We start from the raw sequence: 12,907 nt of genomic DNA on the forward strand, positions 1-12,907 counted from the left end.
GCCGTTGTAGTATCGTAGGCCCGTGCAAGCGAAGCGCCGCCGGGCATTAACCGCACAAAACTTACAACACCAACCCCGCAAAGCTCGCCGAAAGCAGGCTCACCAGCGTCGCGCCGTACACCAGACGCAAACCAAACCGCGACACCACGTTGCCCTGCTGCTCGTTCAGACCTTTTATTGCCCCCGCCACAATGCCAATGGAAGCAAAGTTAGCGAACGACACCAGGAACACGGACAAAATACCCAGCCCGCGAGGTGACATTTGATGGGCAATTTTTTGCAGCTCGATCATCGCCACAAATTCATTCGCCACCAGTTTAGTTGCCATAATGCTCCCCGCGTTTAAGGCATCGCTCAACGGAATACCAATAAGCCACGCCAGCGGATAAAACACATAACCCAGAACCTGCTGGAAGCTCATGCCAAATATGCTGGAGAAGAGGGCGTTAACGGCGCTAATAAGGGCGATAAAACCAATCAGCATCGCCAGAATAATCATTGCCACCTTAAAACCGGCCAGAATATACTCGCCCAGCATTTCAAAGAAGCTCTGGGATTCGTGCAGTTTTTCCAGCTTGATATCCGGCTCCGCTTCCGGGCGGGTCGGGTTAATGACCGAAAGAATAATAAAGGTGCTGAACATGTTCAGGATCAGCGCCGCGACGACAAATCTGGCGTCGAGCATGGTCATATAGGCCCCGACAATCGACAGCGACACCGTCGACATAGCCGTGGCAGCCATCGTAAACAGACGACGCGAGGAGAGATCCCCGAGTACGCCCTTGTAGGCAATAAAGTTTTCCGACTGACCGAGGATCAGCGAGCTCACCGCGTTGAAGGATTCCAGCTTGCCCATGCCGTTCAGTTTTGACAGCAGCGTCCCGATCACCCGAATAAAGATCGGCAGAATGCGCCAGTGCTGAAGAATACCGATCAACGCTGAGATAAAAATAATGGGGCAGAGCACGCCAAGGAAAATAAACGCCAGCCCTTTTTCACCCATCCCGCCAAAGACAAAATTCGTCCCTTCGGCAGCGAATTTAAGCAGCGACTCAAAGAAACCGGAGACGTATTTAATAATAAACAGACCGCTTTCTGCATGCAGGAAAAAGAACGCCAGCGCAATTTCAATCACGATCAGCTGTAAAACGAAACGAATACGAACTTTTCGGCGGTCGAAACTCACCAGCCAGGCAAGCGCAAGAATAATCACCAGCGCCAGCAGGAAATGGACAATTTTAAACATGGTTTATTTTCAGTTGGTTTTCGAGGTGGACATTTAGCCACAGCCCCGGTTAACCGTAAATGGGCATTTTCGTTATACCTTATAAACGCAACGGTTACTCAAGCAATTATTACTCCGCAATGCGTTTACATCTGGTCATCAAAACGCAACACATTTCGCTTGTTTTTCTTGTTGCCGTAATGATAATCACTATCACAAGAATTTGCCTTTCTTTGCATCAGTTGACCGCGATAAACATTTAAGGTGTCGGCATGTTTGTTCCTTTTCTCATTATGTTACGTGAAGGCCTTGAAGCGGCCCTGATTGTTAGCCTTATCGCCAGTTATCTGAAGCGTACCCAGCGCGGACGCTGGATTGGCGTGATGTGGGTTGGCGTTTCCCTTGCCGCGGCGCTCTGCCTGGGGCTGGGTATTCTTATCAACGAAACCACCGGTGAATTTCCGCAGAAAGAGCAGGAGCTGTTTGAAGGCATTGTTGCCGTAATAGCGGTGGTGATCCTCACCTGGATGGTGTTCTGGATGCGCAAAGTTTCCCGTAACGTGAAGGTACAGCTTGAGCAGGCGGTGGATAACGCCCTGCAAAAAGGCAACCACCACGGCTGGGCGCTGATCATGATGGTCTTTTTCGCCGTGGCGCGTGAAGGCCTGGAGTCCGTGTTCTTCCTGCTCGCGGCTTTTCAGCAGGACGTGGGCATCTGGCCGCCGCTGGGCGCGATGCTCGGGCTGGCCACGGCGGTTGTGCTTGGCTTCCTGCTCTACTGGGGCGGCATTCGTCTTAACCTGGGCGCGTTCTTCAAGTGGACCAGCCTGTTTATTCTGCTGGTGGCCGCGGGACTGGCGGCAGGGGCGATCCGCGCCTTCCACGAAGCGGGCCTGTGGAACCACTTCCAGGACGTGGCGTTCGATCTCAGCAACGTCCTGTCGACCCATTCACTGACCGGTACCCTGCTCGAAGGGATCTTCGGCTACCAGGAAACGCCGAGCGTCAGCGAAGTGGCGATGTACTTTATCTATCTGGTTCCGGCGCTGATCCTGTTCGCTATGCCGCCGCGTACCGGCTCGCAGACGTCGCGCGTTGCGCCGTAAGTGCTGTTTTAGTTACAACATACTTTAAAGGGAAGAGTCATGGCCATTCAGTTCCGTCGTAGTGCGTTATGCGCAGGCATCGCCGCGCTGCTCGTGTCTGCCTTCGCCGCTCAGGCAGCAGATATTCCGCAGGTCAAAGTCACCGTCAACGATAAACAGTGTGAGCCGATGACCATCACGGTTAACAGCGGTAAAACCCAGTTTATTATTCAGAACCACAGCCAGAAAGCGCTGGAGTGGGAGATCCTGAAAGGCGTGATGGTGGTGGAAGAGCGCGAGAATATCGCGCCGGGCTTCAGCCAGAAGATGACCGCAAATCTTCAGCCCGGGGAATATGACATGACCTGCGGCCTGCTGACTAACCCGAAAGGTAAGCTGATCGTCAAAGGCGCAGCGACGGCGGACGCGGCCAAAGGCACGGCGCTGCTGAGTCTCGGCGACGCTATTACCGCCTATAAAGCCTACGTCACCAAAGAGACGGCGGACCTGGTGGCAGGCACCAAAGCCTTTACCGACGCGGTGAAAGCGGGCGATATCGAAAAAGCGAAATCCCTGTATGCGCCTACACGTCAGCACTACGAGCGCATCGAGCCGATTGCCGAGCTGTTCTCTGACCTCGATGGCAGCATTGACGCCCGTGAAGACGACTACGAGCAGAAGGCCGCCGATCCGAAATTCACCGGCTTCCACCGTCTGGAAAAAGCCCTGTTTGGCGATAACTCCACCAGGGGGATGGAGAAATACGCCGAGCAGCTAAACAGCGACGTGCTGGAGCTGCAAAAACGCATCAGCGAGCTGGCATTCCCACCGTCGAAAGTGGTGGGTGGCGCAGCGGGCCTAATTGAAGAAGTAGCCGCCAGCAAAATCAGCGGTGAAGAAGATCGTTACAGCCACACCGACCTGTGGGACTTCCAGGCAAACGTTGACGGCGCACAGAAAATTGTCGATCTGCTGCGGCCACAACTGCAAAAAGAGAACGGCGAACTGCTGGCGAAAGTGGATGCCAATTTTAAGAAAGTTGACGCTATCCTGTCGAAATACCGCACCAAAGACGGGTTCGAAACCTACGACAAGCTGACCGATGCTGACCGTAACGCGCTGAAAGGCCCGATTACGACGCTGGCGGAAGATCTCTCCCTGCTGCGTGGCGTACTGGGTCTGGATTAAGCGATGAACGAGCATGACGAGTACGACGTGGCGGAACCTTCCCGACGTCGGTTGTTAAAAGGGGTAGGGGCGCTGGGCGGCGCGTTTGCCCTGGCGGGCGGCTGTCCGGTGGCGCATGCGGCAAAACCGCAAAGCGCCCCCGGCACGCTCTCCCCGGACGCGCGTATGGAAACGCAGCCGTTTTATGGTGAGCACCAGGCGGGGATCCTGACGCCGCAGCAGGCCTCGATGATGCTGGTGGCTTTCGATTCGTTGGCGAGTGATAAGGCCGACCTTGAGCGTCTGTTCAGGCTATTAACCACGCGCATTGCCTTCCTCACCGCCGGCGGTCCGGCACCGGAAACACCGAATCCGCGCCTGCCGCCGATGGATTCCGGGATCCTCGGGGCGTTTATCGCTCCCGATAATCTGACCATCACCGTGTCGGTGGGGGAATCACTATTTGATGATCGCTACGGTCTGGCGAAGCAGAAGCCGAAAGCGCTGCAAAAAATGACGCGATTCCCGAATGATTCTCTCGACGCGGCGCTGTGCCACGGCGATCTGCTGTTGCAGATCTGCGCTAATACCCAGGATACGGTGATCCACGCCCTGCGCGATATTATCAAGCACACCCCGGATCTGCTGAGCGTGCGCTGGAAGCGGGAAGGTTTTATCTCTGACCACGCCGCGCGCAGTAAAGGGAAAGAGACGCCGGTCAACCTGCTGGGCTTCAAAGACGGTACCGCCAACCCGGACAGCAGCAATACCGCGTTGATGAACAAGGTGGTCTGGGTTACGGCGGATCAGGGCGAACCGGCCTGGGCGGTGGGCGGCAGCTATCAGGCGGTGCGTATCATTCAGTTTCACGTGGAGTTCTGGGACCGCACGCCGCTGAAAGAGCAGCAGACTATCTTCGGCCGCGATAAGCAAACCGGCGCACCGCTCGGCATGAAGCTCGAGCACGATGAACCCGACTACGCCCGCGATCCGAACGGGGATGTCATCGCGCTGGACAGCCATATTCGCCTCGCCAATCCTCGCACCAAAGAGACGCAATCCAGCCTGATGATGCGCAGGGGTTACAGCTACTCGCTGGGGGTGACCAACTCCGGGCAGCTTGATATGGGACTGCTGTTTGTCTGCTATCAGCACGATCTGGAGAAGGGATTCCTAACCGTGCAGAAGCGGCTCAACGGCGAAGCGCTGGAAGAGTACATTAAGCCCATCGGCGGCGGCTATTTCTTTGCCCTGCCCGGCGCGCGTGACGCGAACGCCTGGCTCGCTCAGGGTCTCATAGAAGCCTGATAATCGTCCCTGCGACAGTTCGCGGGGACATTATTTTTTTCCCAGACTATCTTATTGTTATATTTCTGTAATATTTCTATATAAGACTGATTTTCCATGTAGGGGCAGTCCGAAAAGTTGCATTCAGGTAAAATAAATGTTGCATTTATGATAATTCCTGATGTACTTAAGAGAAGACAGCGGTAGTTCCCGGCAGTGATGTTAACTCACTATGGAGATCGCGAATGGTTGCGTCCTGTACTGGACAAGGTAAACATATCAACCGCAGTACCCGGCGCGGAGGCTCAGACTCCGGCAGCGATTTCTTCACCACCAAATTCTCTCCTTCACCTCAACAACCTTTTTCTACCGACGTGCATAACGGTGCGCGTAGCCGTTGTATATCGTCATCCGGTAATGCAAGCAATGGCTTACAAGGAAGCCAACCCTCTGATGTTCGTGCGCATAATCGTGCCGATGCTGGCGCGTGTGATGAATACCAACAACTCAAGGTGCTATCCATGGGAAGACAGAAAGCAGTGATCAAAGCTCGTCGCGAAGCAAAACGTGTGCTGAGACGGGATTCACGTAGTCATAAACAGCGTGAAGAAGAATCGGTCACCTCGCTTGTGCAGATGAGCGGCGTAGAATCGATTGGCATGGCGCGGGACAGCCGCGATGCATCGCCAATTGTGGCGCGAAATGAAGCTCAGGCGCACTACCTGAATGCTATCGAGAGTAAACAGCTCATCTTTGCAACCGGGGAAGCCGGATGCGGGAAAACCTGGATCAGCGCCGCCAAAGCGGCGGAGGCGCTGATTCATAAGGACGTGGAAAGGATCATCGTTACCCGTCCGGTACTGCAAGCGGATGAAGATCTGGGCTTCCTGCCCGGCGATATTTCCGAGAAGTTTGCCCCGTACTTCAGGCCCGTCTATGACGTGCTGGTGAAGCGGTTGGGCGCTTCCTTTATGCAGTACTGCCTGCGACCAGAGATTGGCAAGGTGGAAATCGCGCCGTTCGCCTATATGCGCGGACGTACATTTGAAAATGCGGTCGTTATTCTTGACGAGGCTCAGAACGTGACCGCTGCGCAAATGAAGATGTTTTTAACGCGCCTCGGGGAGAACGTGACGGTGATCGTCAACGGCGATATTACCCAGTGTGACCTGCCGTCGGGCGTGAAGTCCGGCCTGAGCGATGCCATGTCACGTTTTGAGGAAGATGAGATGATAGGGGTGGTCCGCTTCACAAAAGAGGACTGCGTCCGCTCGGCGCTCTGCCAGCGCACGCTACAAGCGTATTATTGAATATGCTGTTGTGTTCAAGGCCCGGGAAACCGGGCTTTGTTTTTTGTGCATTTTATCCCCTCTTCCCTGGGGAGAGGGTTAGGGTGAGGGGCTCAGGCCGCACCGAGCTGCATATAGCACCGGGGGGGATTGACTCGCTGCGCTCGCCCTGCGGGCAGCCTGTTCGCTACGTTCTCAGTCTGTCCAACTGGCTGCGCCAGTTGTCGAACCCCGGTCGGGGGTTCTCATTCCCCCCAAAGGCGTACAACATGCGAAAAAAAAGCCCGCATTTTCATGCGAGCTCTTCTTCAAATATGGCGGTGAGGGGGGGATTGACTCGCTGCGCTCGCCCTGCGGGCAGCCTGTTCGCTACGCTCTCAGTCTGTCCAACTGGCTGCGCCAGTTGTCGAACCCCGGTCGGGGGCTCTCATTCCCCCCAAAGGCGTACAACATGCGAAAAAAAAGCCCGCATTTTCATGCGAGCTCTTCTTCAAATATGGCGGTGAGGGGGGGATTCGAACCCCCGATACGTTGCCGTATACACACTTTCCAGGCGTGCTCCTTCAGCCACTCGGACACCTCACCATATTGTTTTGCTGCCTGACCGCTTGGGGGGGCAACGGGGCGCTACTATAGGGAGTTGCGCTAAAACGGTCAAGCAGATTTTCAGCATTCGTGCTTGTTCGGTTAAGCCTTAATCAGCTTATGTCGCAGCGCGCAGGATTAACGCTGCGAATCGAGCACTTCGCTATTTTTCACCACGTCCTGCGCTTTGCTGTAGCTTTCGATCAGCAGCTGGTAGGCAGGGAAGATGTGTGTGTACACCTCTGCCCATTCACCCGCATCTTCACGGTTCCACGTGCGCTGAATTTCGGAAGCAACGGCTGCCGTGTCCATCGGCACCACGCCTGCCTGCACCACGCGCGCCAGGGTGATCTCCTGCGCCATTTTGCTGTAGGTGCCGGAGGCATCAATCACCGCAAACACTTTATATCCGTCCGCCACCGCGCTGATGGACGGGAAGGCCATGCAGACGCTGGTGATCGTCCCCGCGATAATCAGCGTTTTGCGCCCGGTGGCTTTCACCGCCGCCACGAACTCCGGGTTATCCCAGGCGTTGATCTCACCCTTGCGTGCCACATACTGTGCGTGCGGCGCGTTGGCGTGGATCTCCGGGATAAGCGGGCCGTTCGGTCCCTGTGGAACCGACGCCGTGGTGATCACCGGGATCTTCGCCAGCGAGGCGATTTTTGCCAGCGCTGCTGCACGGGCGCGCAGCTCAGGCATTGGCATGTCTCCTACGGTCTGGAACAGCCCGCTCTGGTGATCGATAAGCAGCATAACGGCATCGTTTACGTCAATAACGGGACGTGCACCGTTGAAGTTTGCAGGGGTAGACATAATGCGCTCCTTTATTACGTTTAGATTTGGCCAAAGCGGCCGGAGTTAAAATCGCGAATAGCCTCGGCGATTTCGGTTTTACTGTTCATCACAAACGGGCCATAGCCCACGATGGGTTCATTCAGCGGCTCCCCGGCCATCAGCAGTACTTTGGCATCGCTGCTGGCTTCGAGATGCAGTTTGTCACCGCTCTGGCTCAGCACGACCAGTTGCGCCTCACCGGCAGGCGTGGTGCCGTTCACCGTCACGCTGCCTTCAACGACAACCAGCGCCGTGCTCCAGCCTTCGGGCTGATTAAGCGTCAGGTGGCTACCCTGATGCAGCGCGAGATCCCACACGTTCAGCGGTGAGAAGGTATGCGCCGGGCCGGTTACCTCTCCAAAGCGGCCAGCAATCACGCGCAATGTTCCGCTGTTATCTGGCAGGGTGACCACCGGGATATCCGCCTGAGTGATGCTCTGGTAGCCAGGCGTCGCCATTTTGTCTTTGGCGGGCAGGTTGACCCACAGCTGCATCATTTTCAGTTCACCGCCTTTCTGCGAAAACGCGCTGGAGTGGAACTCCTCGTGCAAAATGCCTGCGCCCGCCGTCATCCACTGCACGTCACCTGGACCAATAACGCCGCCTCTGCCGGTTGAATCACGGTGCTCCACTTCGCCTGAGTAGACGATGGTTACCGTTTCAAAACCGCGATGAGGATGCTCGCCCACGCCGCGTTTCGCGCCATCCGCCGGGAAGGTATGCGGTCCGGCGTAGTCCAGCAGCAGGAACGGGCTCAGGGGCTCGCCATGCGTCTGGTAAGAAAACATCGAACGAACCGGAAAACCGTCACCGACCCAGTGCGGACGAGGTGCGGTATACACGCCTGTTACGTTTTTCATGATTAACTCCTGATGTCCTGTTGATGGAATTAGCTTATATTCAGGGTTAATATCCCGGTAGATAGCAAAAATGACATTCACTGTTCCTTAAATGGAACAATGGAGGCGTATGCAGGACCTCAATGATTTCGTATGGTTTGTGAAGGTGGTGGAGCATGGCGGCTTTGCAGCGGCGGGTCGGGCGCTCGATCAGCCTAAGTCGAAACTGAGCCGTCGGATTGCGCAGCTGGAGGAACGCCTGGGTGTTCGGTTGATACAACGTACCACGCGGCAGTTTGCGGTGACGGAGGTGGGGCAGACATTCTATCAGCACTGTAAAGCTATGCTGGTGGAGGCTGAAGCTGCGGAGGAGGCGGTGGCTGCTTTACAGGCTGAGCCGCGTGGTATGGTCCGGATCACCTGTCCTGTCACCTTGCTGCACGTTCACGTGGGGCCCATGCTGGCGCGGTTTATGGCGCGCTATCCGGGGATCAACCTTCAGCTCGAAGCCACCAACCGCCGGGTCGATCTGGTGGCGGAGGGGGTGGATGTGGCGATCCGCGTTCGTCCGCGCCCGTTTGATGACAGCGATCTGGTATTAAGGGTGCTGGCGGACAGGGGACACTGTCTGGTTGCCGGGCCGGCACTGATTGAACGGATGGGCAACCCGGCGATGCCCTCTGAACTCAGCGAGTGGCCGGGGTTAAGTATGGGGGCGGGCAAGCACCTGCATAAGTGGGAATTGAACGGTCCGGAGGGCGCAAAGGCAGAAATTCACTTCACGCCGCGCCTGGTGACTACCGACATGCTGGCGCTGCGGGAGGCAGCGATGGCGGGCGTGGGCGTGGTACAGCTGCCCATTTTGATGGTGAAGGATCAGCTGGCTTCAGGTGAACTTGTTCGGGTGCTGAATGCCTGGGAACCCAGACGGGAAGTGATCCATGCGGTGTATCCTTCCCGGCGCGGCCTGCTGCCATCGGTCAGGACGCTGGTGGATTTTCTCACCGAAGAGTATGCAAAGATGGTTGAAGACTAGCTTTTTGTAGGTCGGGTAAGCGTAGCGCCACCCGACACAATTACCGCAGGGGCTGCAAAGTTCGAATCCCCCACAGGCGTGCAACATGTGAAAAAAAAGCCCGCATTTTCATGCGAGCTCTTTTTCAAATATGGCGGTGAGGGGGGGATTGACTCGCTTCGCTCGCCCTTCGGGCAGCCTGTTCGCTACGCTCTCAGTCTGTCCAACTGGCTGTCGCCAGTTGCCGAACCCCGGTCGGGGGTTCTCATCCCCCCTTACGAGAATATAAAAGAAAAAAGCCCGTACTTTCGTACGAGCTCTCATCATGAATATGGCGGTGAGGGGGGGATTCGAACCCCCGATACGTTGCCGTATACACACTTTCCAGGCGTGCTCCTTCAGCCACTCGGACACCTCACCATATTGTCATCCCGTTGTTGTCGGGACGGGCGCTAATGTAAGGAAAAGCCGTACTGCCGTCAACCCACTTTTTCAGTAATTTAGCGTGTTTAGACAAACTTCAGGCAACCTGATTCCGAAATGTGCGAAATGCGCCTCTTTTATCAGCAACGCGGTTTAGCGATAAATTTGTTATGCTGGCAAGCCAGTTGAAAATGAAAATAAAACAGCGCAATAAAAGGCAATGACTATGGATATTATCTTCTATCACCCCACTTTTGATACGGCTTACTGGATTAGCGCGCTCACGGCGGCTCTGCCTGGCGCACGCGTTCGCGAATGGAAACAGGGCGATAATGAACATGCCGACTACGCGCTGGTCTGGCATCCCCCGGTCGAAATGCTTCAGGGACGCCGTTTGAAGGCGGTGTTTGCTCTTGGTGCAGGGGTGGATTCCATTCTCAGTAAGCTGAAGGCACACCCTGAAATGCTGCCGGAAGATATTCCCCTGTTTCGTCTGGAAGATACCGGTATGGGGCAGCAGATGCAGGAATATGCCGTGAGCCAGGTGCTGCACTGGTTCCGCCGTTTCGACGATTATCAGGCGTTTAAACAGCAATCCCACTGGGAACCGCTTCCGGATTATCAGCGTGAAGATTTCACCATCGGCATCCTCGGCGCGGGAGTACTGGGTTCGAAAGTCGCCGAAGCGCTCGCACCGTGGGGCTTCCCACTGCGCTGCTGGAGCCGGAGCCGTAAGGAGTATCCGGGCGTCGAGAGCTTTGCCGGAACGGACGAACTCCCGGCGTTCCTGAAAGGGACTCGCGTCCTCATTAACCTGCTGCCGAATACGGCGGAAACGGTCGGCATTATCAATGGCACGCTCCTCAACCAGTTGGCAGAAGACAGCTACTTAATGAACCTGGCGCGCGGGGTACACGTTGTGGAAGACGATCTGCTGAAAGCGCTGGATAGCGGTAAACTGAAAGGCGCAATGCTGGATGTGTATAGCCGCGAACCGCTGCCAAAAGACAGCCCGCTCTGGGCACATCCGCGCGTGGCGATGACGCCCCATATTGCGGCCGTGACGCGACCGGCGGAGGCCGTGGCGTACATCTCGCATACCATCAGCGAAATAGAGAAGGGCAACGCGGTGTCCGGACAGGTCGACAGACAGCGAGGCTACTGAGAGAAACCCGGCGTTCGCCGGGTTTTTGCTAATATTCGCCGCTGATAACTGCTATCCTTTGGAAAAACCGCAGAGGAGAGAAAGATGTATCCCGTTGACCTGCATATGCACACCGTCGCCAGTACCCACGCTTACAGTAACCTCCATGATTATATCGCTCAGGCGAAGCTGAAAGGCATCAAACTGTTTGCGATAACCGATCACGGTCCGGATATGGCGGATGCGCCGCACTACTGGCATTTTGTGAATATGCGTATCTGGCCACGCCTGGTGGACGGTATTGGGATACTGCGCGGCATCGAAGCGAACATCAAAAATACCGACGGTGAAATTGACTGCACCGGCCCGATGCTGACCTCTTTAGATCTGATCCTCGCTGGCTTCCATGAGCCGGTCTTTGCGCCCCAGGATAAAGAGACCAACACCGCAGCGATGATTGCCACTATTGCCAGCGGCAACGTGCACATTATCAGCCACCCGGGAAATCCGAAATACCCGATTGATATTCAGGCCGTGGCGCAGGCGGCAGCGAAGCACCGCGTGGCGCTGGAGATTAACAACTCCTCCTTTGTTCACTCGCGTAAGGGCAGTGAAGCCAACTGCCGCGAAGTGGCGGCGGCCGTGCGTGACGCGGGCGGCATGGTGGCGCTGGGCTCTGATTCACACACGGCCTTCACGCTGGGGGATTTCAGCGAGTGCCTGAAAATATTGCGGGACGTGAATTTCCCGGAAGAACAGATCCTGAACGTCACGCCGCGTCGTATGCTCGACTTCCTTGAGTCGCGCGGCATGGCGCCGATTGATGAATTTGCCGATCTTTAATTAATAACGGAATAAAAACATGAATGAGTTTTCCATCCTTTGCCGCGTGCTGGGCACCTTATATTACCGCCAGCCGCAGGATCCGCTGCTGGTTCCGCTGTTTACCCTGATTCGTGAAGGTAAACTGGCGCAGAGCTGGCCGCTGGAACAGGATGAATTGCTGGAACGCTTGCAAAAAAGCTGCGATATGCAGCAGATTTCAACGGATTACAACGCGCTGTTTGTGGGGGAAGAGTGTCGCGTGTCGCCGTATCGTTCTGCCTGGCAGGAAGGTGCGACCGAAGCGGAAGTTCGGGCGTTTCTTTCAGAACGCGGCATGCCGCTGACGGATATGCCTGCCGATCATATCGGTACCCTGCTGCTGGCGGCCTCCTGGATTGAAGATAATGCAGGTGATGATGAGAACGAGGCGATTGAGACCCTGTTCGAAACGTATCTGCTGCCGTGGGTTGGCACCTTCCTGGGTAAAGTGGAAGCCCACGCCACTTCGCCATTCTGGAGAACGCTGGCTCCGCTGACGCGTGACGCTATCGCTGCTATGTGGGACGAGCTGGAAGAAGAGAACGAAGAGTGACTTGAATCACAAAAATCCTGCAACGATACATTTCAACTTGCACGTAATGTGCTTCTGATCTCATTTCTATGGTGCGCATCTGCTAAGATGCGCACCATGAACATATTACTTTGTATTGCAATCACGACTGGCATCCTCTCCGGCCTCTGGAGTTGGGTGGCTGTTTCTCTCGGCTTGTTGAGCTGGGCTGGTTTTCTTGGCTGCACGGCCTATTTCGCCTGCCCGCAGGGTGGTCTCAAGGGGCTCTTTATTTCAGGCTGCACGTTACTGAGTGGCGTGGTCTGGGCGCTGGTCATTATGAAAGGCAGCGCGCTGGCGCCGCATCTTGAAATCCTGGGGTACGCCATGACCGGCATTGTGGCCTTCCTGATGTGCGTTCAAGCAAAACATCTGCTGTTGTCCTTTGTGCCCGGCACATTCATGGGTGCCTGCGCGACCTTTGCAGGGCAGGGGGACTGGAAGCTGGTGGTCCCTTCGCTCATGCTGGGGTTACTGTTTGGCTACGCCATGAAGAACAGCGGCCTTTGGCTTGCGGCCCGACGCGAGAAGAGCCAGAGCGTTCCTGCGGTAAGTAAATAAAAAAAGGCGAGACGG

General features: G+C 55.8%; 12 protein-coding genes, 2 tRNA genes and 1 other RNA gene. 9 read left to right on the forward strand and 6 right to left on the reverse strand.

From position 1 onward, the window contains the following. Window positions 1-61: 61 nt before the first annotated feature. On the reverse strand, window positions 62-1,246 hold the full coding sequence (locus L384_RS07685) for a NupC/NupG family nucleoside CNT transporter (protein ID WP_023324435.1): 1,185 nt from the start codon (window positions 1,244-1,246) through the stop codon (window positions 62-64). 251 nt (window positions 1,247-1,497) lie between these two features. Between L384_RS07685 and efeU the strand changes: the two genes are divergently transcribed. From efeU to phoH, 4 genes are all read left to right on the forward strand, one after another. After that, window positions 1,498-2,331, forward strand: coding sequence for an iron uptake transporter permease EfeU (gene efeU, locus L384_RS07680; RefSeq protein ID WP_023324436.1), 834 nt, complete (start codon window positions 1,498-1,500; stop codon window positions 2,329-2,331). 39 nt (window positions 2,332-2,370) lie between these two features. Continuing rightward, window positions 2,371-3,498 carry an iron uptake system protein EfeO gene (gene efeO / locus L384_RS07675; protein ID WP_023324437.1) on the forward strand — a complete coding sequence of 376 codons (1,128 nt, stop codon included), beginning with the start codon at window positions 2,371-2,373 and terminating at the stop codon, window positions 3,496-3,498. Window positions 3,499-3,501: 3 nt separating this feature from the next. Then, a complete protein-coding gene (efeB, locus tag L384_RS07670; RefSeq protein ID WP_003858074.1) occupies window positions 3,502-4,785 on the forward strand; it encodes an iron uptake transporter deferrochelatase/peroxidase subunit in 1,284 nt (427 codons plus the stop codon). Between the two features lie 500 nt (window positions 4,786-5,285). Then, entirely contained in the window at window positions 5,286-6,074 is a 789-nt protein-coding gene (gene phoH, locus L384_RS07665; protein WP_003858070.1) for a phosphate starvation-inducible protein PhoH, read from the forward strand. Between the two features lie 476 nt (window positions 6,075-6,550). Here phoH and L384_RS07660 read toward each other — a convergent pair. The 3 genes from L384_RS07660 to L384_RS07650 form a co-directional block, all read right to left on the reverse strand. Next, window positions 6,551-6,638, reverse strand: a tRNA-Ser gene (locus tag L384_RS07660). 138 nt (window positions 6,639-6,776) lie between these two features. Then, complete coding sequence (locus L384_RS07655; RefSeq protein WP_003858068.1) at window positions 6,777-7,454, reverse strand: isochorismatase family protein; 678 nt, start codon at window positions 7,452-7,454, stop codon at window positions 6,777-6,779. 20 nt (window positions 7,455-7,474) lie between these two features. Beyond that, entirely contained in the window at window positions 7,475-8,335 is an 861-nt protein-coding gene (locus tag L384_RS07650) for a pirin family protein (protein ID WP_003858066.1), read from the reverse strand. Between the two features lie 109 nt (window positions 8,336-8,444). Here L384_RS07650 and L384_RS07645 point away from each other — a divergent pair, with 109 nt between their 5' ends. Further along, a complete protein-coding gene (locus tag L384_RS07645; protein ID WP_023324439.1) occupies window positions 8,445-9,350 on the forward strand; it encodes a LysR family transcriptional regulator in 906 nt (301 codons plus the stop codon). Window positions 9,351-9,481: 131 nt separating this feature from the next. Here L384_RS07645 and L384_RS22020 read toward each other — a convergent pair. Together L384_RS22020 and L384_RS07640 are read right to left on the reverse strand one after the other, a co-directional pair. Beyond that, window positions 9,482-9,619: non-coding RNA, RtT sRNA (locus L384_RS22020), on the reverse strand. A 42-nt stretch (window positions 9,620-9,661) separates the two neighbouring features. Then, window positions 9,662-9,749, reverse strand: a tRNA-Ser gene (locus L384_RS07640). A gap of 229 nt (window positions 9,750-9,978) precedes the next feature. On the opposite strand from L384_RS07640, the gene ghrA reads away from it, so the two are divergent. From ghrA to L384_RS07620, 4 genes are all read left to right on the forward strand, one after another. Further along, window positions 9,979-10,917 (forward strand): glyoxylate/hydroxypyruvate reductase GhrA, encoded by a 939-nt coding sequence (gene ghrA, locus L384_RS07635; RefSeq protein ID WP_023324440.1) that lies wholly within the window; start codon window positions 9,979-9,981, stop codon window positions 10,915-10,917. Between the two features lie 84 nt (window positions 10,918-11,001). After that, complete coding sequence (locus L384_RS07630) at window positions 11,002-11,739, forward strand: phosphatase (protein WP_003858061.1); 738 nt, start codon at window positions 11,002-11,004, stop codon at window positions 11,737-11,739. 19 nt (window positions 11,740-11,758) lie between these two features. Beyond that, complete coding sequence (locus tag L384_RS07625) at window positions 11,759-12,313, forward strand: TorD/DmsD family molecular chaperone (protein ID WP_003858059.1); 555 nt, start codon at window positions 11,759-11,761, stop codon at window positions 12,311-12,313. Between the two features lie 96 nt (window positions 12,314-12,409). Beyond that, window positions 12,410-12,892 carry a DUF1097 domain-containing protein gene (locus tag L384_RS07620; protein WP_057979956.1) on the forward strand — a complete coding sequence of 161 codons (483 nt, stop codon included), beginning with the start codon at window positions 12,410-12,412 and terminating at the stop codon, window positions 12,890-12,892. Window positions 12,893-12,907: the final 15 nt, after the last annotated feature.

Origin of the sequence: Enterobacter sp. MGH 38 (genome assembly GCF_000492855.1) — a bacterium.
Lineage (GTDB): Bacteria > Pseudomonadota > Gammaproteobacteria > Enterobacterales > Enterobacteriaceae > Enterobacter > Enterobacter hormaechei_C.